This is a genomic window from Pseudonocardia acidicola (assembly GCF_012911935.1).
GTDB classification, from domain to species: domain Bacteria; phylum Actinomycetota; class Actinomycetes; order Mycobacteriales; family Pseudonocardiaceae; genus Pseudonocardia; species Pseudonocardia acidicola.
This window is the reverse complement of the sequence record NZ_JAAXLA010000004.1, coordinates 160,407-180,407: the sequence shown is the minus strand read 5'-3', so window position 1 is coordinate 180,407 and position 20,001 is coordinate 160,407. Positions and strand designations below refer to the sequence as shown.

Annotated in this window: 18 protein-coding genes; 5 read left to right on the top strand and 13 right to left on the bottom strand. The window is 71.9% G+C overall.

Features of this window, described 5'->3' with window-relative positions; all coding sequences use genetic code 11:
- Window positions 1-63: 63 nt before the first annotated feature.
- The 3 genes from HF526_RS04000 to HF526_RS03990 are packed head-to-tail and all read right to left on the bottom strand — an operon-like array spanning window position 64 to window position 3,291.
- Window positions 64-1,476 (bottom strand): extracellular solute-binding protein, encoded by a 1,413-nt coding sequence (locus tag HF526_RS04000; RefSeq protein ID WP_169379837.1) that lies wholly within the window; start codon window positions 1,474-1,476, stop codon window positions 64-66.
- A 19-nt stretch (window positions 1,477-1,495) separates the two neighbouring features.
- Window positions 1,496-2,338 carry a carbohydrate ABC transporter permease gene (locus tag HF526_RS03995; RefSeq protein ID WP_169379836.1) on the bottom strand — a complete coding sequence of 281 codons (843 nt, stop codon included), beginning with the start codon at window positions 2,336-2,338 and terminating at the stop codon, window positions 1,496-1,498.
- A complete protein-coding gene (locus HF526_RS03990; protein ID WP_169379835.1) occupies window positions 2,335-3,291 on the bottom strand; it encodes a carbohydrate ABC transporter permease in 957 nt (318 codons plus the stop codon). Before HF526_RS03990 ends, HF526_RS03995 begins: the two co-directional genes overlap by 4 nt.
- A gap of 242 nt (window positions 3,292-3,533) precedes the next feature.
- Between HF526_RS03990 and HF526_RS03985 the strand changes: the two genes are divergently transcribed.
- Window positions 3,534-4,610: an ABC transporter ATP-binding protein gene (locus HF526_RS03985; RefSeq protein WP_169379834.1), complete on the top strand. Its 1,077-nt coding sequence runs from the start codon at window positions 3,534-3,536 to the stop codon at window positions 4,608-4,610.
- A 15-nt stretch (window positions 4,611-4,625) separates the two neighbouring features.
- Here the strand turns inward: HF526_RS03985 and treZ are convergent, their stop codons facing one another.
- From treZ to HF526_RS03940, 9 genes are all read right to left on the bottom strand, one after another.
- Entirely contained in the window at window positions 4,626-6,377 is a 1,752-nt protein-coding gene (treZ, locus tag HF526_RS03980) for a malto-oligosyltrehalose trehalohydrolase (protein WP_169379833.1), read from the bottom strand.
- A 125-nt stretch (window positions 6,378-6,502) separates the two neighbouring features.
- Window positions 6,503-7,357, bottom strand: coding sequence for an MBL fold metallo-hydrolase (locus HF526_RS03975; RefSeq protein ID WP_169379832.1), 855 nt, complete (start codon window positions 7,355-7,357; stop codon window positions 6,503-6,505).
- Window positions 7,358-7,636: 279 nt separating this feature from the next.
- Complete coding sequence (locus tag HF526_RS03970) at window positions 7,637-10,117, bottom strand: malto-oligosyltrehalose synthase (protein ID WP_169379831.1); 2,481 nt, start codon at window positions 10,115-10,117, stop codon at window positions 7,637-7,639.
- 8 nt (window positions 10,118-10,125) lie between these two features.
- The gene (gene glgX / locus HF526_RS03965) at window positions 10,126-12,276 is read right to left on the bottom strand and encodes a glycogen debranching protein GlgX (RefSeq protein WP_169379830.1); all 2,151 of its coding nucleotides are present in this window, start codon (window positions 12,274-12,276) and stop codon (window positions 10,126-10,128) included.
- 154 nt (window positions 12,277-12,430) lie between these two features.
- Window positions 12,431-12,979, bottom strand: coding sequence for a signal peptidase I (gene lepB / locus HF526_RS03960; RefSeq protein WP_211176727.1), 549 nt, complete (start codon window positions 12,977-12,979; stop codon window positions 12,431-12,433).
- Complete coding sequence (locus tag HF526_RS03955; RefSeq protein ID WP_169379829.1) at window positions 12,955-13,431, bottom strand: hypothetical protein; 477 nt, start codon at window positions 13,429-13,431, stop codon at window positions 12,955-12,957. The genes lepB and HF526_RS03955 overlap by 25 nt, the downstream gene beginning before the upstream one ends.
- The gene (locus HF526_RS03950; protein ID WP_169379828.1) at window positions 13,431-15,059 is read right to left on the bottom strand and encodes a multicopper oxidase family protein; all 1,629 of its coding nucleotides are present in this window, start codon (window positions 15,057-15,059) and stop codon (window positions 13,431-13,433) included. The genes HF526_RS03955 and HF526_RS03950 overlap by 1 nt, the downstream gene beginning before the upstream one ends.
- A gap of 210 nt (window positions 15,060-15,269) precedes the next feature.
- Complete coding sequence (locus tag HF526_RS03945) at window positions 15,270-16,595, bottom strand: sensor histidine kinase (RefSeq protein WP_169379827.1); 1,326 nt, start codon at window positions 16,593-16,595, stop codon at window positions 15,270-15,272.
- Window positions 16,596-16,616: 21 nt separating this feature from the next.
- Entirely contained in the window at window positions 16,617-17,369 is a 753-nt protein-coding gene (locus HF526_RS03940; RefSeq protein WP_169379826.1) for a response regulator transcription factor, read from the bottom strand.
- Window positions 17,370-17,575: 206 nt separating this feature from the next.
- On the opposite strand from HF526_RS03940, the gene HF526_RS03935 reads away from it, so the two are divergent.
- A complete protein-coding gene (locus HF526_RS03935) occupies window positions 17,576-18,001 on the top strand; it encodes a response regulator (protein WP_169379825.1) in 426 nt (141 codons plus the stop codon).
- A gap of 15 nt (window positions 18,002-18,016) precedes the next feature.
- Here the strand turns inward: HF526_RS03935 and HF526_RS03930 are convergent, their stop codons facing one another.
- Window positions 18,017-18,484, bottom strand: a complete 468-nt coding sequence (locus HF526_RS03930; RefSeq protein WP_169379824.1) for a PPOX class F420-dependent oxidoreductase — start codon at window positions 18,482-18,484, stop codon at window positions 18,017-18,019.
- Between the two features lie 57 nt (window positions 18,485-18,541).
- Here HF526_RS03930 and HF526_RS03925 point away from each other — a divergent pair, with 57 nt between their 5' ends.
- From HF526_RS03925 to HF526_RS36760, 3 genes are read left to right on the top strand one after another with little or no spacing between them, the layout of a single operon-like run.
- Window positions 18,542-18,970: an HIT family protein gene (locus HF526_RS03925; protein ID WP_169379823.1), complete on the top strand. Its 429-nt coding sequence runs from the start codon at window positions 18,542-18,544 to the stop codon at window positions 18,968-18,970.
- 4 nt (window positions 18,971-18,974) lie between these two features.
- A complete protein-coding gene (locus tag HF526_RS03920; RefSeq protein WP_169379822.1) occupies window positions 18,975-19,664 on the top strand; it encodes a histidine phosphatase family protein in 690 nt (229 codons plus the stop codon).
- Window positions 19,615-19,980, top strand: a complete 366-nt coding sequence (locus HF526_RS36760) for a hypothetical protein (protein ID WP_338051277.1) — start codon at window positions 19,615-19,617, stop codon at window positions 19,978-19,980. The genes HF526_RS03920 and HF526_RS36760 overlap by 50 nt, the downstream gene beginning before the upstream one ends.
- The last annotated feature ends 21 nt before the right edge of the window (window positions 19,981-20,001 follow it).

Genomic DNA, 20,001 nt, shown 5'->3' with positions numbered 1-20,001 from the left:
CTCGGCAACTGACCTCCACCCCCACCCGCCCGTTCGTGACATCGGGGCGGGTGGGGGTGGAGGTCAGTTGCCGAGGGAGGCGTTGTAGGCCGCGATCTGCTGGTTCGCGGCGTTCTGCGCGGTGGTCAGGGCCGCTCTCGGGTCCGTGCCCTGGAGCACCGCCGCTTGCATCGCGTTCTCGACGTCCTTGCGGATCTGCGGGAGCACTCCGACCGAGCAGCCCTGGGTGGCCGGGCTGAGCACGGTGTGCCGGAGCTGGGTGATCGCGGTCGCGAACTGCGGGCGCTGCGCGACCCACTGCTGATCGGCGGGCTCGGTGAGCGCACCCTTGCTGATCGGGAAGTACCCGGTGGACGTGTGCCAGGTGACCTGGGAGGGCCGACTGCCCAGGAACGTGGTGAACTCCCACGCGGCGCGCTCGTGCGCGGCGTCCTTGCCCTGGCCGACGATCCACAGTGACGCCCCGCCGATGATCGGCCCGCCGGTGTCCCCGGCCGCGATCTTCGGGTAGGAGCCGGTGCCGATCCCGAACTTCCCGGCCGTGCTCGTGAGGAAGCCGCCGAGCGAGCCGGTGGATTCCAGCGTCATCGCCACCGCGCCGGAGGTGAAGGCGTTGTCGCCGTTCGTGGTGTTGCTGTCCAGCTTGAGCGCGAGCCCGTCGGCGACCATCTTCTGCCACCAGCTCAGCAGGTTCACGTTCTCGTCCGTCGCCAGGTCGACCGTGTTCGCACGACCCGAGCGGCCGTTGTCGGCATCGCACAGGTTCTGCGCCGAGCCGGCCACGAACTGTTCGAAGAACCAGCCGTACAGGCTCGCGCCGAAGCCGTACTGCACACCCGCGCCCGGAGTGTCCTTGATCTTCTGGGCGGCGGCGCGGATCTCGTCGAGCGTCGTGGGCGGGTGGTTCGGGTCGAGGCCGGCCTTGGCGAACGCGTCCTTGTTGATGTAGAGCAGCGGCATGGAGGTGTTGAACGGCATCGAGTACAGCTTCTTGTCGACGGTGTAGTACCCGGCGATGTTCGGCTGGATGTCGGAGGTGTCGTAGCCGTCCTTGTCGACGAACGCCTGGACCGGCACCACCGACTTCGAGTCGATCATGAAGCGGGTGCCGATGTCGTAGACCTGGACGACGTCGGGCAGCTGACCGCCCTTGAGCGCCGACTTGTAGGCCGACAGGGTGTCGTCGTAGCTGTTCTTGAAGGCCAGGTTGACGTGGATGCGTCCCCGGTTCAGCTGGTTGAACTGGTCGGTGAGCTTCGCCAGCGCGTCCCCGTTGGTTCCCGTCATGGCGTGCCAGAACGTGATGTCCACCTGGCCCTTGCCGTTCAGAGCGTCCGCCCCGGGCGCGGTGACGGTGCCCTGCTGCGCCGACCCGCCCGAACTCGCGGCCGACGAGCAGGCGGCGAGCCCGATCGTGGCCGCCAGCGCCACTGCCAGTAGACCGGCCCGTCTGATGCGGCCTCGCTTCGTACGCACGGTGTCTGCCTTTCGTGAGCTATCTGACCGCGCCCGCGGTGAAGCCCCGGACCAGGAAGCGCTGACCGAAGATCACCAGGAGCAGAGTGGGTATCAACGTGATCGTGATGCCGGCCAGCAGCAGGCCCGGCTCGGTGCCCTCGTTGTTCTGCAGCGCGAACACGGCGGTCTGCAGGGTGTTCAGTGAGTTGTTCGTCGACGAGATGATCAACGGCCAGAAGTACATGTTCCAGCCCTGCAGGAACGACCAGACGGCGAGCGCGGTGAGCGCGGGCCGGACGGTCGGCAACACGATCGTGCACAGGAATCGCAGGTGGCCGCAGCCGTCGATCTGGGCGGCCTGGTGCAGTTCGGTGGGGAACTGACGGAAGGCCTGGCGCATGAGGAACACGCCGAACCCGTTCGCCAGGAAGGGCAGCACCAGGCTCCACCGGTTGTCGCCGAGGCCGAGGCTGCGGATCAGCAGCGCGTTCGGCACCACGATCGCCTCGTACGGAACCATGATCGTCGCCATGAACAGCCAGAACAACGGCGTGCGAAGCGGCGTGCGGAGGAACACCAGCGCGTATCCGGCCAGGCACGAGGTGACCAGGTGCGCCAGCATGATCACCACGCCGACGAACAGCGAGTTGGCGAACGCGGGCAGCAGCGGCACCACGCGCTGGCGCCAGGCGTGCACATAGCTGGTGACGGTGTAGTCGCCGTCGAACAGCCCGGGTGGCCGGGCGACCAGCGCCGACGCCTCGACGAAGCCGCCGAGCACGGTGAGCAGCACCGGGAACAGCAGCAGCACGGCGGCGAGGGTGAGCCAGACGTAGGTGGCGGTGGCCAGCCGCGTGCTCGGCCGGGTCACCCGACTCATCGGTAGTGCACCCTTCGCTCGATGACGCCGAACTGGACGGCCGCCAGCAGCACGCCGACGGCCAGCAGCACCAGACCCTGCGCGCTGGCCAGGCCGTAGTTGCTGTTGCCGTTCTGGAAGGCCTGGTCGTAGATCGCGTAGACCAGCGTCGCGGTGCTGCCGTTCGGGCCGCCGTCGGTCGTCACCTGGATCTGGCCCAGGGCCTGCAGCGCGGTCAGCGTTGTCGTGACGACCACGAAGAAGACGCTGGGGGAGATCAGCGGCAGCACCACGCGGGTGAAGCCGCGCCAGCCGGTGGCGCCGTCGAGGCGGGCGGCCTCGAGCACCTCCTCGTCGACGGCGGTCAACGCGGCCGCGAGCACCAGCACGTTGAAGCCCGACACCGTCCACAGCGTCACCCAGGCCACAGTGAGCAGCGCCCAGCCCGAGCTCGTCGTCCAGCCCGGGGTGGCGATCCCGACCAGCCCGAGCACCCAGTCGATCGGGGACATCGCGGGGTTGACCATGATCAGCCAGACGACGCCGGCCGCCGACGCGGAGTAGGCGAACGGCAGCGAGAACAGGGTGCGGAACACCCGCATGCCGGGTAGCCGCTGCGCGAGCGGGACGGCCAGCGCCAGCGGGAGCGCCACGCCCCCGGCCACGACGATCGCGGTGAACACGGCGGTCTGCAGCAGCACCCGGCCGAACCCGGGCGTGAGCAGCGCCGCGAAGTTGTCCAGCCCGACCGACCGGGTGGGGTTGCCGAGGATGTCGGTGCCCCGGGTGGACAGGAACACGGCCTGGAACAGCGGGAAGATCACGAACGTCCCGAGACCGGCGAGCGCCGGGGCGACGAAGGCCAGTCCGAGCAGCGTGTCCCGCCACGACCGCCGCGGGGTTCGCGGGACCGGTTCCACCTCGGGTGCCGCGCCGGTGAGCCGTTCGGGCAGCAGATCGCGCTCCACGGTCATCTCTCGCGGCCGCCGAAAGGTATGCCGGCGAACACCGGAAGCCGGTTCGGGTGAATCACGGAGCGGAACGGTAATGCGCGCTTCGACGACGCCGTCACAACCGGGAATGGCATTCTCGTGGCCGGTCGGTGAACCCTGCGTGTCGCGGCGCGCCAATGGGTTGGCGCTGCTCACAGTGGGTGTCGAGATCAATTTCGGGCAGTACGCTCCGGGCGGCCCACGAGTGTGCAGGGGAGATGGTGATGGCGGGAGTGTCGTACCGCAATGCGTCCCGGGTGTTCTCCGGGAATCCGCCCGTCCGCGCCGTGGACGGCTTGGAACTCGACATCCCCGACGGCGAGTTCCTCGTTCTCGTGGGCGCGTCCGGATCCGGGAAATCGACGGCGCTGCGCATGCTGGCGGGCCTCGAGGACGTCGACGAGGGGGCGGTGCACATCGGCGGCCGCGACGTCTCGGGCGTCCCGCCCAAGAACCGCGACATCGCGATGGTGTTCCAGTCCTACGCGCTCTACCCGCACATGACCGTCGCCGAGAACATGGGCTTCTCGCTGCGGCTGCGCGGCGCCGGCCGGGCCGAGGTGGCGCGCAAGGTCGCCGACGCGGCGGCGCTGCTGGACCTGACGCCGTACCTGGACCGCAAGCCGCGCGCGCTGTCGGGCGGCCAGCGGCAGCGGGTCGCGATGGGCCGGGCGATCGTCCGCGAGCCCGCCGTCTTCCTGATGGACGAGCCACTGTCCAACCTGGACGCCAAGCTGCGGGTGGAGACCCGCGCGAACGTCGCCGCGCTGCAGCGCCGACTGGGCACCACCACGGTCTACGTCACCCACGACCAGGTCGAGGCCATGACGATGGGGCACCGGGTCGCGGTGCTGCGCGACGGGCGGCTGCAGCAGTGCGACACCCCGCGGGCGCTCTACGACCGGCCGGTGAACACCTACGTCGCCGGGTTCATCGGCTCACCCGCGATGAACCTGCTGACCGTGCCGCGGACCGGCGACGGCGTGCGGATCGGCGGGCTGGAGGTCCCCGTCCCGCGCGACACGCCCGCCGAGGTGACCGTCGGCCTGCGGCCGGAGGCGCTGGTCGCGGCCGGGGCGTCGGAGGCCGGCCTCGAGCTCATCGTGGAACTGGTCGAGGAGCTCGGCGCCGACGCCTACGTGTACGGGACGACGCGCGCGACCGGTGAGCCGACCCGGCTGGTCGTCCGGGCCGACGCCCGCCGGCCCCCGGCCATCGGGCAGGCGATCACCGTGGCGCTGCGCGACACCGCCGACGTGCACACCTTCGCCGCCACCACCGGCACCCGCCTCGCCGCCTGAGCCCCGGAGCCGGGCTCAGACGACGAGGGCGATCGCGAACGCCTCCGGGGGCAGGATCAGCGCGTTCTCCTCGGCCGCGGCGGGCTCGGAGGCGAGCAGGATGCGCGCGACCGGCCGGTCGAGGGCGAGCGTCACGTCCGCGGCGCCGAGGTTCACCACGACCCGCAGCTTGCCGCGGTGCACGACGACGGCGCGCGCCTCCTCGTCGATCTCGACCTCGACGTTGTCCAGCCACGGGTCGGACAGCTCCGGCCACGCCTTCCGCAGGGCGATCAGCTCCCGGTGCAGGGCGAGCAGGGTGGCGTGGGGTTCCTGCTCCTGCTCGGTCCAGTCGAGCTTCGAGTCGAGGAAGGTGCTCTGCGCGTTGGGGTCGGGCACCTCGGCCGCGTCGGCGGTGGAGCCCCAGCCGTGCTCGGCGAACTCCGCGATGCGGCCCTCCCGCACGGCGCTGCGCAGCGACTCCTCGGGGAAGTAGGAGAAGAACTGCCACGGCGTGCGCGCGCCCCACTCCTCGCCCATGAACAGCATCGGGGTGAACGGGGAGGTGAGCACGAGCGCGGCGCCGCAGGCCAGCAGGCCGGGGGAGAGGGTCCGGGTGAGCCGGTCGCCGGCGGCCCGGTTCCCGATCTGGTCGTGGTTCTGCAGATAGGCGAGGAACCGGTGTCCCGGGATCCGCGCGGTGTCGACGGGCGCGCCGTGGTTGCGGTTGCGGAAGCTCGACCACGTGCCCTCGTGCAGGAACGCCCGGCACAGCACGTGGCCCAGGCCGGTCAGCCCGGCGGCCGCGAAATCGGCGTAGTAGCCCTGGGCCTCGCCGGTGAGCACGGCGTGCAGGCTGTGGTGGATGTCGTCGGTCCACTGGGCGTCCAGGCCGTAGCCGCCGCCCTCCCGGGCTGTGATCAGCCGGGGGTCGTTGAGGTCGGACTCCGCGATGAGCGAGAGCGGACGGCCGACGTGCGCCTCCAGGGCCGTCACCTCGATCGCCAACTGCTCGAGCAGGTGGGTGGCCCGGCTGTCGCGCAGCGCGTGCACGGCGTCGAGGCGCAGCGCGTCGACGTGGAAGTCGCGCAGCCACATGAGCGCGTTGTCGATCGCGTACCGGCGGACCTCCTCGGAGTACGCGCCGTCGAGGTTGAGCGACGGGCCCCAGATGTTGCTGCCGGCGAAGTACGGCCCGAAACGGTCCAGGTACGCCCCGGACGGGCCGAGGTGGTTGTAGACCACGTCGAGCACCACGCCCAGGCCGCGCCCGTGCGCCGCGTCGACGAACCGTTTGAACGCGTCCGGGCCTCCGTAGTTCTCGGTCACCGCGTACCAGCCGACACCGTCGTAGCCCCAGTTGCGCGGGCCGTCGACCGCGTTGACCGGCAGCAGCTCGACCATGTCGACGCCGAGCGCGACCAGATGGTCGAGCCTGCCGATCGCCGCGTCGAACGTGCCCTCCTCGGTGAACGTCCCGATGTGCAGCTCGTAGAGCACGCTGCCGGCCAGGGGGCGCCCGGTCCAGCTCTGGTCGGTCCACCAGAACGCGTCGTGGTCGTAGCGGCGCGACGCCGCGTGCACCCCGTTGGGCTGCCACAGCGACCGGGGGTCGGGCAGCGGGGTCTCGTCGTCGTCGAGCAGGAATCCGTAGGCGGTGCCCGGGCCGTTGTCCTCGACCTCGGCGCGCCACCAGCCGTCCCCGCTGCGTGTCATCGAGTGGGTGGTGCCGTCCACCAGCACCCGGACCTTGTTCCGCTGCGGCGCCCACACCGCGTACTCAGCCACGCCCAGATCCTGCCGTCCGCGCGCGCCGCGCGCCGAGCGGGCCGGGCCGTTGCGGGTGTGACGCTCGCCGGGCCCCCGGCGAGCGCTCTTCCGATCGCCCGCCGGGTCTCTCCCCCGCAACCGCTCTAGAGGCTGACCCACTTCCGGCCCTCGGCCTGCACGACCCGCCCGAAGACCGAGCCGGGGAAGTGACCGTCGGCGGCGCGGGTCCGACCGTCGCCCTCGAGCTCCTTGGCGATCCGGTCCCGGGTCCGCGCCGCGGTGTCCTGGTCCACGTCGAAGATGATCCGCAGGTCGCCCTCGCTGAGCTGCAGCGGGCAGTGCGCCACGTCGCCGAGGATGATCGCGCGCTCGCTGCCCGAGGAGACGACCGCGGAGCAGTGCCCCGGGGTGTGGCCTGGGCTGGCCAGCACGTTCACGCCCGGCGCGATGACCTCGCCGTCGCCCACGGACTCGACGCGGCCCTTCAGCGGCGCCTGCACCGTGTCCGGGTTCGGCCCGACGACGGCCAGGTCCGGATCGGTGACGCCCTGCCAGAACTCGAACTCGCCCTCGCCCACCACGTGCCGGGCGTCGGGGAAGGTCAGCGTGCCGCCGCGAGAGGTCCAGCCCACGTGGTCGAGATGCATGTGGGTGTAGAACACCGTGTCGATGTCGCCCGGCCGGAACCCGGCCCGCTCCAGGTTGTCCAGCAGCCCGCCGCCGCGGAACACCCCGCCCACCGCGTCGAACGGCACGGTCATGTCGCCGAAGCCGAGGTCGACGAGGATCGTGCGGCCGGCGGTCTCGATCAGGAAGCTGCCCATCGTCATCAGCAGCTTGCCGTCGTCGGTGAACAGCTCGCGGTGCGCTTCCCAGAGTGTGTCGTTCGCGGCCGGGAACACCGTGGTCGCGTCGACCGTGGCGTCTCCGTCCGGGATGTAGGTGATGCGGATGTCGCCGACGTTGATCGACTCGAGTGGTGCGGGGCGAGCTGCCATCTCGTCCTCCTGAGCTGTGCGGGCCGGGTCCCCCGACGCGCGGGAGCCTAGCTGTGGCGCAGGTCACCGGAGCGGATGCGATCCACAATCGGACACACGAGACGGCGTGCCGCCGCGAATGTTCGAACCATCCTCGCCTGTGGACGGACGGACCGGCCCCCGCACCGACGGTCCGGGCGTCCGCGCGGGGGCTGGTACGGCCGGGTGCGCCGGTGTTCGCGGTCGCACCCAACGGGTGATCCGGCGATGCCGGAGCACGTGACGGGGAACGCCCGGGTGCTAGGCCGGACGGACGAGCAGCGCGACCGGGTACCGCGCGAGCAGCCGATCCAGGCGCGGCGCAGCGCCGTCGACGGCCTCCCCGGAGATCACGTCGTGCCAGTCGGTCGCCGCGTCGGGCAGTGGCAGCACCGTGTCGCCCCAGCCACCGCGGGTGGCGAGCCCGACCGGCAGCCGGGTGGCCACCGCGACGAGCGACGAGCCGCGTGCGAAGGCGATCGCGTGCCCCGCCGCAGGGCCCTCGGCAGCCACCGGGCGGTAGCCGGTGAACAGCTCGGGCCGGTACCGGCGCAACCGCGTCGCACTCGCGGTGACCAGCAGCTTCGCCGCGCCGTCGGCGTCGATCTCGGGTAGCCAGCCGTCGTCGAGCCGGGCCAGCAGCGCCTGCCGGCCCGCGAAGTCCACCGGTCGCCGGTTGTCCGGGTCGACCAGCGAGTACTCGAACAGCTCGGTGCCCTGGTAGACGTCGGGGACGCCCGGCCCGGCCAGCTGCAGCAGCTTCTGGCCCAGCGAGTTCGACCACCCGGGCCCGGCGATCCGGGCGACGAACGCCTCGATCTCGGCGACGAGGTCGGCGTCGCCGAGCACCTGGTCGGGCCAGGCGGCGATCGCCTCGTCGACCTCGGCGACCGGCTCGACGTGGCTGGTGACGAGCTTGGCCTCCTTGGACGCCTTGCCGAGGTAGCCGCGGAGCCGATCGGCGGAGATCGGCCAGGCGCCGACCAGGCACTGCCAGGCCAGCAGCTCCAGCGACCGGTCCGGCAGCGGGTGGCGGGCGGACCAGCGCCGCATCGCGCCGGTCCACTCGCCCGGGATCTCGGCCAGCACCGCGAGCCGGGCCCGCACGTCCTCGGAACGCTTGGTGTCGTGTGTGGACAGTGTCGTCATGGTGGCCGGGCGACCGGCCTCGCGGGCCGCGGCGCGGGCGTGGAACTCGGCGGGGGAGACGCCGAAGCGCGCCGGGTCGCCGCCGACCTCGTTGAGCGCGACGAACCGGTTCCAGCGGTAGAACGCGGTGTCCTCGACGCCCTTGGCCATGACCATCCCGGAGATCTGCTGCACCCGGGTGGCGAGCGTGCCGGTGGGGTCGGCCAGCAGCGCGGCGTGGAGCGCGTCGACGACGCCGGCCAGCTCGGGGCGGTTGGCCCGGGCCACCGAGACGGCGACGTCGAGCGCGGCGCGCTGCTCGGGCAGGTAGCTGCGGTAGACCGGGAAGCCACACAGCAGCTCGGCCACCGCGGCGCGTAGCGGCTCGGCACCGGCGTCGGCGGGTGTGGCGGGCGCGCTCGCCGTGGTGTCGCCGACGATGTCCGGTGCCCCGGCCTCCGGTGCCCCGGCCGGCGACCCGGCCGCCACCGCGGCCTCCGTCGCAGCGGCCTGCGCGACCACCAGTTCGGCCACCGCCGCAGCCACCTGCCCGACCGTGCGCGCGACCTCGCCGATCCGCCGGACCTCGGCGGCCAGGATCGTGTCGGCCACCTCGCGGCGGCCCTGGTGCTCGGCGGCGTGCGCCGAGACCTTGACCCCGGTGTGCTCGGCCGCGAACTGGGTGAGCAGCCCGGCGCCGTCCGGGTCGACGAACACCCCGCAGATCTCGCGCAGCGCCTCGTACCCGGACGTGCCGTCGACCGGCCAGGACGCCGGCAGCTCCTCACCGACGCCGAGGATCTTCTCGACCAGCAGCCAGCGGTCCGGACCGATCGCGGCGCGCAGCCGGCGCAGGTAGCCGCCCGGGTCGGACAGCCCGTCCGGGTGGTCGACCCGGATCCCGTCGACCTCACCGGCGGCCACCCAGCGCAGCACCTCGCGGTGCGTCGCCTCGAACACCGCCGGGTCCTCCACGCGCACCGCGGCGAGCGTGGAGACGTCGAAGAAGCGCCGATAGGTCAGCTCGGCGGCGCCGCGTTTCCACGACACCAGCCGGTAGTGCTGGCGCTCGTGCATCTCCTGCGCGGTGCCGCCGTCGGTGCCCGGAGCCACCGGGAACGCGTGCTCGTAGTACCGCAGTTCCGGACGCCCGGCCTCGTCGGTGGCCAGCGACAGCTCGGAGAGCGCCTTCTCCTCGTTCGCGTCGAGGACGGGCAGCAGCACCGGTCCTGCCGCCCAGTCGATGTCGAAGTACGACGCGTACTGCGACGACCGGCCGTGGGTGAGCACGTCCCACCACCACGGGTTCGCCCTGGCCACCTCGACGCCGACGTGGTTGGGCACGATGTCGAGCAGCAACTGCAGCCCGTGCGCCCGCAGCGCGGCGACCAGCGCGCGGCGGCCCTCCTCACCGCCGCGCTCGGCCGAGACCCGGGTCGGGTCCACGACGTCGTAGCCGTGGTTGGACCCCGCGCCCGACTCCAGCAGCGGGGAGGCGTACAGCGCGCCGATGCCCATCGCGTCGAGGTAGGGCACCAGCTCGACGGCGTCGGCGAAGGTCGTGTCCTTCGAGAACTGCAGCCGGTAGGTGGACCGGGGGATGGCGGGGCTCATCGGCGGCGTCACTCCGTTCGCTGCAGTACGAGGAGGGAACGGGCCGGCACGGTGTGCGTGACACCGGCCTGCACGGTCGGCGGCTCGGCGGCCACCACACCCGGCACGGTGGTCAGTGTGAGCACCTCGCCGGCCGCGGTGTCGACGACGATCGCCCACCGGGAGCCGTACTCCGCGGGCGGCAGCGTCACCTCGATGTCCTCCCAGTGCGCGTTGAAGCACAGCAGGAAGGAGTCGTCGGTGACCCGCTCGCCACGGGGATCGACCTCGGACATGCCGTCGCCGTTGAGGAACACGGTCACGCACTTGCCGAAGCCGGAGTCCCAGTCCTGATCGGTCATCTCCTCGCCGGACGGGGCGAACCACGCGATGTCGGCGACCGAGTCGCGCCGCCGCGGCGCGATCGGGCGACCGTCGAAGAACCGGCGCCGGCGGAACACCGGGTGCGCGGCCCGCAGGGCGGCGACCCCGGCGGTGAAGCCGATCAACCCGGCGTTCTTGCCGGCCAGCGACCAGTCCATCCAGGAGATCTCGCTGTCCTGGCAGTAGACGTTGTTGTTGCCGCCCTGGGTGCGGCCGAGCTCGTCGCCGTGCAGCAGCATCGGCACGCCCTGGCTGACCATCATCGTGGTGATGAAGTTGCGCTGCTGGCGGGCGCGCAGGTCGAGGACCGCGGCGTCGTCGGTCGGGCCCTCCACCCCGCAGTTCCAGGAGCGGTTGTGGCTCTCGCCGTCGTTGCCGTCCTCGCCGTTGGCCTCGTTGTGCTTCTCGTTGTAGGACACCAGGTCGGCGAGGGTGAAGCCGTCGTGAGCGGTGACGAAGTTGATCGAGGCGTAGGGCCTTCGGCCGTCCTCCCGATAGAGGTCGGAACTACCGGTGAGCCGCGAGGTGAACTCGCCGAGGGTGCCCGGCTCGCCACGCCAGAAGTCGCGCACCGTGTCGCGGTACTTGCCGTTCCACTCGGTCCACAGCGGCGGGAAGTTGCCGACCTGGTAGCCGCCGGGGCCGACGTCCCACGGCTCGGCGATGAGCTTGGCCTGGCTGATCACCGGGTCCTGCTGCACGAGATCGAAGAACACACTCAGCCGGTCGACGTCGTAGAACTCCCGGGCCAGCGTCGACGCGAGGTCGAACCGGAACCCGTCGACGTGCATCTCGGTGACCCAGTAGCGCAGCGAGTCCATGATCAGCTGCAGGGTGTGCGGGTTGCGCACGTTCAGCGAGTTGCCGGTGCCGGTGTAGTCCATGTAGTAGCGCTGGTCGTCCTCGACGAGGCGGTAGTACGCCGCGTTGTCGATGCCGCGCATGGACAGCGTCGGGCCCATGTCGCTGCCCTCGGCGGTGTGGTTGTAGACCACGTCGAGGATGACCTCGATGCCCGCCTCGTGCAGGTCCCGGACCATCGCCTTGAACTCCTGCACCTGGCTGCCCGGCCGGCCGCCGTCCATCGTGTAGGCGTGGTGCGGGGCGAGGAAGGCGATCGTGTTGTAGCCCCAGTAGTTCGCCAGGCCCTTCTCCTGCAGGTGATGGTCGGTGATGAACTCGTGCACCGGCATCAGTTCGACCGCGGTCACCCCGAGCCGCTGCAGGTGCTCGATCATCACCGGGTGTGCGATGCCGGCGTAGGTGCCGCGCAGCTCCTCGGGGATCTCCGGGTGCTGGATCGTGAGGCCCTTGACGTGCGCCTCGTAGATCACCGTCTCGTGGTACGGGATCTTCGGCGGGCGGTCGGAGCCCCAGTCGAAATACGGGTTGACCACCACCGACTTGGGCACGAACGGCGCGGAGTCGGCGTCGTTGCGGCTGTCGGGGTCGCTGAAGGTGTAGCCGAACACTGCCTCGTCCCACTTGACCGGGCCGTCGAGGGCCTTGGCGTAGGGGTCGATCAACAGCTTGTTCGGGTTGCAGCGCAGACCCCGGGCGGGGTCGTAGGGCCCGTGGATCCGGTACCCGTAGAGCTGGCCCGGTTCGACGTTCGGCAGGTAGCAGTGCCAGACGAACCCGTCGACCTCGGTCATCCGGACCCGGGTCTCCTCGCCGTCATCGGAGAACAGGCACAGCTCCACCTGCTCGGCGACCTCGGAGAAGATCGCGAAGTTGGTTCCGGCGCCGTCGTAGCTGGCGCCCAGCGGATAGGCGCTGCCTGGCCACGGCCGCATGAGCTCCCCATTTCCCGGCCACGGCCGATGTGTAGTTCGTCGTCTCGCGGTGGCAGCAACGTCGCTGACCCGTTGCCACAACGCTAGCTGAGGGACCCGACGGTCCGCCTGTTGCAGCGGTGGGGCGTGTCACCCGCGGCGGGTCCGGGCGGGCTCAGAGCGGGCCGGGGGAGGGGAAGAGCCGCAGGTGGATGCGGCCGACGACGGAGTCGGCGTCGATCGGGCCGAATTGCCGGGAATCGACCGAGTCACCCCGGTTGTCGCCCAGGACGAACAGCCGGCCCGGCGGCACGGTCAGCGGGCCGAGGTAGACCCCGTCGAGCCGGCTCTGGTCGGCGTAGGGCTCGACGACGGGCGCCCCGTTGACGACCAGCACGCCGTCCTCGAGGCCGACCTGGTCGCCCGCGACCGCGGCCACCCGCTTGACGACGAGGCCGTCCTCGGCCGCCCCGGTCGGGTCGGCGAACGCGACGAGGTCGCCGCGGGCCGGGATGAACGCACGGTGGTCGAGGACGACCTGGTCACCCCTGATCAGCGTGGGCGCCATGCTGTCCGACGGGATCCGCACCGGCTCGAAGCCGAGCAGCCGGGCCAGCACGAGTGCGGTGACCACGGCCAGCGCCGCGGGCACCAGGATCCGCCCGGCCCGGCTCGGCCGGTCGACGGCACCGGGAGGGGTCAGGCCAGGATCCCGGTCAGCCACGCGGCCCACACCCCCAACCCGACGAGCAGCACCCCGTCGAGCAGCCGCGCCCGCCGGCGGCCCCCGGCCAGGGCGGCCAGCGCGGCCACGGTGATCAGTTCGAGGCAGACCACGAGCATGCCGAGCACGTCGGTGGCCTCCGGCCGGTCGTTGAAGGCGTGCAGCGGGAGCACCGTGAGCCGGGTGAGCAGGTAGAGCAGCAGCAGAGCGACCGTCCCGGCCACCCCGGCGGCCGGCATGCCCTGGGCCCCCGCGCGGCGCAGCCGCTCGCCGAGGCCGGCCTGGGCCATGGCCACGGCGAAGAAGAACGCCGCGAACACCGTGCTGTGCTGCAGGTGATCCAGACCGACGGTGACGTGCAGTGCCGCGGTGATGTCGACGCTCCAGGTCGCGGCGCGGCGCCAGTTCCGCTCGGCGCGGTCCACGGGGCGGGTCTCGACGACGGCGGCCATCACAGGTCCGGCAGCGGGTCCGGGATCCCGGTGGCGGGATCGGCCTTCATCGGGTCGTCGGCATCGGGGCCGCCCTCGCTGTTACCGACGACCTCGAACTGGGTCATCATGTCGTGGTCCTCGTGCGGCAGGTTGTGGCAGTGGATCATGTAGCGGCCCTTCTCCGGGCCGAACCGCGTGAGCACGTTGACGGTCTCGTTCTCCCCGACGTACACGACGTCCTTGGGGCCCAGCTCGTAGTTGTAGGGTGCCTTGCCGTTGCGGTCCAGAATCTTGAAGTCGACCAGGTGGATGTGCACCGGGTGGAACCAGCCGCCGGACTTGTTGACGATCTCCCACTGCTCGACGGCGCCCAGCTCGGGATCGGCGACCACCTTGCGGTAGTCGGACCTGACGACGTCGTCCCAGGTGGTGCCGTTGATGACCCACATGCCGTTCTTGCGCTCGACCTCGAGCTTGCGCTTCTTCACCGCCATGGCCGAGGTCAGGTCCATCGCCGGGGGGTTGGGGTTGAGCAGCCCGTCCGGGCCGGCGACCGCGTTGTTCGCGGTGTCCTTGGCCGGCCCGGTCACGTCGAAGGCCATGATCCGGCCGGTGTTGTCGTAGTCGACCGAGTTCTTGACGCCGAGGTTGCGCAGTTCGACGCGCTGGCCCGGCTTGTACTTCGCGAAGTCGATGACGATCTCGTAGCGCTCGGCCATGCCCAGGCGCAGCTGCGTGGTCGGCTGCGGCCTCGCCATCAGCCCACCGTCGGTGCCGATCACGGTCATCGGGTCGCCGGTGGACAGCTGCAGCCGGAAACCGCGGGACAGCGCCGCGTTGAGCACCCGGAAGCGGTACTTGCGCTGCTCGACCTTCAGCACCGGCCACGGGCGGCCGTTGACCAGGATGACGTCGCCGTAGAGACCGGAGTGGCCGTTGTCGTCGTACATGAACTTGCCGTCGGCAGCGAAGATCTTGTCGGCCAGGATCAGCGGCAGTTCGTACTGCTCCTCGGGCTTGCGGCCGTCGATCCACTTCGGAATGGGCAGGGACTGCTCGAGGCCGTCGATGAGGTGGTACTGCGCGGCCAGCCCCATGTAGGCGTTCTCGGCGGTGTGGTGCACGCCGTGGTCGTGATACCAGAGCGTCCGGGCGTCCTGGCTGTTCGGGTAGCGGTAGGTCTTGATCTGGCCGGGACGGGTGATGTCGCTGGCGTAGCCGTCGTACTGCGGCTTCGACGCCGAACCGTGCAGGTGGCACGACGTCCACGGCTCGTAGCCCCATTGCGGGTGCCTGGCCGGCAGCTCGTTGGTCATCCGGATCGCGACCGGGCGGCCGCGGGTGGCGCGGATGGTCGGGCCGGGCGTGATGCCGTTGTAGCCGAAGACCGGGGTCTTCACGCCGGGCAGGATCTCGGCGACGCCGGCCCGCTGGGCGATGTGGTAGTGGTCGACGCCGTTCTTGGTGATCGGGGTGAGCACCGGCGGCACGGCGAACGGCACGGTGTAGGGCTTGGGGAGCTTGCTGGCCGCGATCCGGGAGGCCGATTTCGCGCTCACCACGCGCTCCAGCGGCAGCACGAGCGCGGCCGCGCCCAGCGCGGACAGTTTGAGGAGATCCCTGCGGTTGAGGGCGTGCACGGTCATCCCTTCTTCCCCTGCGTGGGCGGTGGTGGACGTGCCCCTCGGCGCCGGATGTCGGGGCCCGCCGCCGCGCACCGCTTCGCTGGGGTGAGCTGTGGCTCGACCGGCTGCCGGTGCTGTCGGGAGTCACTGTGCGGCCCGGGGCACCTGCCCGGCAGCCTCGCGCGGGGGTCCCGCACCCCCCGAGAACTGGGGGTCCGTCCTGCGGAGCGGTCAGCCGGCGGTGCGGGCGGGCACCCGGGCACACGCCCGGGTGCCGCCCTCGGAACGAGGCTCCACGGTGAACCGGCCGCCCAGCGCGTCCACCCGGTCGATGAGCAGCCGCAGCCCGAGATGGCCCTCGGCGCGTCGGTCGAGCCGCTCCGGCGCGATGCCGACGCCGTCGTCGTCGACGGTGAACAGCACGTGCTGCGGATCCTCGGGATCCGGCCCCAGGTGCACGGTCACGGCGCCGGCCCGGGCGTGTTGCGCCACGTTGGACAGGGTCTCGCGGGCCACCCGGTACAGGGCGGCCGCGGTCTCCGCGTCGACCGGGGGCAGCGGCTGGATCTGCAGCGTCACCGCGACACCGCGCTCGCGCAGCCGCCCGGTCAGGTCGCCGATCGCACCGGCCAGCCCGCCGCCGCTGAGGTCGGGCGGGTAGATGTCGACCATGAGTCGGCGCAGCTGGTCGACCGACCCCCGCACGGCCGTGCTCACCGCGTCCAGCGCGCCGTGCCGGTGCTCGGGGAGGTCGCGGCGCAGCGCGCCGAGCGCGTACCCGGCGCCGGCGAGGTCCTGGACCACGCCGTCGTGCAGGTCCGCTGCGATCTGCCGGCGCTCGCGTTCCGACGCGGACAGCGCGCTTTCGAGCAGGTGCCAGCGGTGGTTCTCGTGCCGGCGCACCCGGCGGGCCAGCGAGACCGCGATCGGGATCTGCACCACCTGCAGCAGCACCAGGGCGCCCAGGGCGAGGGGCACCACCCGGGCGGCCAGGGCGGCGGCCTGCCGGTTGAGCTTGTCGGCGCTGTAGTAGATCTCGAAGGCGAGCGGGGTCCGGCCGGGGAGCCGCAGCGGGACGTAGACCTCGACGAATCCCTGCTCGCCCGGCACCGCGCCGGCCTCGGGTTGTTCCTCCAGCCCGGAGCTGGTCTCACCGCGCTCGATCGCCGCGGTGACCTCGGCCGGGACCGGCTCGATCGCGCCGATCTGCGTGGTGTCGCTCGCGTAGACGATGCGGCCGTCGGCCTGCCAGACGGTCAGCTCGGAGAACATGCCGTCGCGCAGCCGGTTCACGACCGCCTGATCGAGCTCGGCCCGCCTGGCCCGGTCGCCGGCCAGCACATCGATCAGCAGCGGGCCGACCACCAGATCGGCGAGGCGCTGCGTGGTCCGCTCGGCGTCGGCGAGGGCATCCCCCCGGGCCACCTGCCGAGCCCCGAGCACCGCGCCCACCGACACCGCGGCCAGCGTGACGACGGCGACGACGATGAACAGCACGACGTCGCGGCGCACCCGCTCCTCAGCGCTGGAGGCCCAGCGACCGTTCTCCGGGCTCATCCCGGGCTCATCCCGGGCTCGTCAGCGCTCGTCGGGGGCCTCGATGAGGCCCAGCTTCTGCGCGCGCACCACGGCTTCCAGCTGCGAGCGCACGCCGAGCTTGGCGTGCAGCGACTTCACGTAACCCCGGCAGGTGTGCAGGCTGATGCCGAGCACCCGGGCGATCGACTTGGGTGGCATGCCCTTACCGAGGCAGTTCAGCACGTCCAGTTCGCGCTGGGTGAGCGTGGGCACCGGGACCGCCGCCGCGCGCGGGGCCACCGGCGGCCCGTTCGGGCCGAACGTGGAGGGGGCGACGAGCATCGACCCGCTGCGCACCCGGCGCAGCACGTCGAGCATCTCGGTGAGCGACCCGTCCTTCGGGACGAACGCCGAGGCCCCGGCCTGCGCGGCCCGTACCACCCACTCCGGGTCGCGGTGCGCGGAGACGACCGCGATCACCGACTCCGGGGCGATCTCGCGGATCCGCCGGGTTGCGGCGAGCCCGTCCTGCCGGGGCATCTCGATGTCCATGACGATGACGTCGGGCCGCAGCTCCTGGGCCGCCGCGATCGCCTCCCCGGCGCTCGACGCGGTACCGACGCACTCCAGTCCCGGTTCCGTGGACAGGGCGAAGGACAGCAGCTCGGCGAAGGTCTTGTGGTCGTCGACGACGAGCACGCGGAGATCGCCCCGCCGCGCGGGGCCCTCGTCCATGACGGTGTCACCGGCCTCGTCGTCGGCGGTCACGTCGTTGCCGGCCGGTGTGTCGGCGACCTGTTGCTGACGTTCCATGCGCACCCCTGTGTCCGCTTCAGGAGCCTGGGTCGCCCGAAACGCCCATGACGTTACAACCAGTGCGGTGGCGGACAACCTACCGAGGCGGTCAATTCGGCTGCCCAGGGGCCTGATTTGGGGATCGCGGCCGTTCCGGGGGTGGCATCATCCTCGTAGTCGCGGCCAACGCCGCGTAGTTGCCCGACCACCAGCCGGAGCCTTCCGTGATCCGTGTCCTGCTCGTCGACGACCACGCCGCTGTGCGTCACGGCCTGGCTGCGGTGCTCGCCGACGCCCCGGACCTCGACGTCGTCGGGGCCTGCGAGGACGGGAGCGACGTGCGCGAGGCGGCGGTGCGGCTGCAGCCCGACGTGGTCCTCATGGACCTGTCCATGGTCGTGATGGGCGGCATCGAGGCCACCCAGGAACTGCAGAAGGTGCTGCCCTCGGCCCGGGTCGTGATGCTGACCAGCTCGATCGCAGGCGCCGCGGTGCACGAGAGCCACGCCGCCGGCGCCGTCGGCTTCGTCCTCAAGCCCGGAAGCCCCGACGAGATCGCGGACGCGATCCGGGCCGTGGCCGCCGGCGGGACGGCCTGGTGCGCCGAGGCGGTCGAGGCGCTGCGGCACGGCTGCACCGGCGCGGTCTGACCCCGCGGCGCCGGCTCAGCCGTCCGCGAGCCGGGCCGGGAACCCGCCGGTCGCGATCGGGCCCCAGCGCGTGGGGGTGATCCGGATCAGCGCCTTGCCCTGCGTGGTCATCGCCGCGCGGTACTCGTGCCAGTCCGGGTGCTCGCCGGAGATCGAGCGGAAGTACTCGACCAGTGGCTCCAGCGCCTCGGGCAGGGTGAGCAGCTCGGCGTCGCCGTCGACCTGCACCCACGGGCCGTTGAACTCGTCGGAGAGCACGATCGCCGACGCCCGGCCGTGCCGGGCGACGTTGGCCGACTTCGCCCGCTCCGGATAGGTGGCGATGACCAGGCGGCCCTCGGCGTCCACTCCGCCGGTGACGGGGGAGCCCTGCACGCCGCCGTCCGAGCGCGGCGTCAGCAGGATGAGATGGTGCCGCGGCCGGAGGAACTCGATCAGCTCGGCGCGGTCGACGGTGGTGTTCGTCGCGATGGTGCGGGCCATGCGGATGACCATAGGAGCAGTTCGCCGACGCCGCCCGGGGCAGTAGGGTCTACCCCGATGAGCACCCTCTTCACGAAGATCATCGACGGTGAGCTGCCCGGGCGCTTCGTCTGGTCCGACGACCGCGCCGTGGGCTTCCTCTCGATCAACCCCCTCGGCCCCGGCCACACGCTGGTGGTGCCCCGCGAGGAGGTCGACCACTGGGTGGACGCCGATCCGGAGCTGATCGGACACCTGACCGTGGTCGCGCACACCATCGGCAACGCGATGCGCACGGTGTGGCAGCCACCGCGGGTCGGGCTGATCGTGGCCGGGTTCGAGGTGCCGCACCTGCACGTGCACGTGTTCCCGGCCTGGGAGATGGGGGCGTTCGACTTCGCCACCGCCGCCAGGTCCGTGGACGCCGCCGAGCAGGACGGGCACGCGGAGAAGCTGCGCGCCGCGCTGCGCGAGGCCGGGCACGGCGAGCACGTGCCCGCCGCCTGAGCCCGTGCAGCTCATCTTCGTGCGGCACGCGCTGCCGCACCGCGTGCGGCCCTCGGACCTCGCCGACGGCGGCAACGCCGACCCCGGGCTCACCGAGCTGGGGGAGCGCCAGGCCGAGCGGCTGGTCGGCGCGCTGCGCGGGGACCGGGTCGACGGGCTCTACAGCAGCCCGCTGCTCCGCGCGCAGGGCACCGCGTCGCCGCTGGCGGCCGCCCTCGACCGCACCCCGCGGCTGGTGCCCGGCCTGCGTGAGTACGACGCCGGCGAGAAGCATTACGTGCCGGTGCACGAGATGGCCCGGGCGGACCCGGCCGCGTGGGAGCGGATGCGGGCCGGGCTGCTTCCCCCGCACATCGACGCCGGCGCGTTCCGGGAGCGCGTGGTCACCGCCGTGGAGTCGATCGTCGCCACGCACCCGGGGCGGAAGACCGCCGTCCTCGTCGCGCATGCCGGCGTGATCAACATCTACCTGGCCTACCTGCTCGACATCTCGCGCACGCTGGCCTTCCCGCTCGACTACACCGGGATCACCCGGGTGATCGCGAGCCGGGACGGCCGCCGCGCGGTGCGCACCGTCAACGAGATCGCCCACGTCACCGACCTGCTCGCGACGGCGTCCACGCCGGACTCGCCGGCAGCGTCCTGTGAGGACGAGGGCGCCGGCTGCGGGCGGGCGTCCGGCCCGCGATCGTGACGTGGCCGCGACTCGACCGGGGCACGATCGGCCTCGTGCTCATCGGGGTACCACGCGAGGTCAAGAACAACGAGTACCGGGTCGCTACTGCGTCGCCGACATGCCCGCCGCGGTGCCCGACACCTCTACGCGGGCGCTGACCGACGTCACGCTGCCCTACGTTCTCGCGCTCGGCGACAGGTGCCTGGCCGGGTCGGTGACGGCGGACCCGGCGCTGGCCGCGGGTGTCACTGTCGCGCGCGGGCGGGTGGTGCAGCCGCAGGTGGCCGCGGCCCACGGCCTGGAGCACGTCTCGTTGGCCGAGGCGTTGCCGTGACGGCTGGGCGAATCGTCCGTT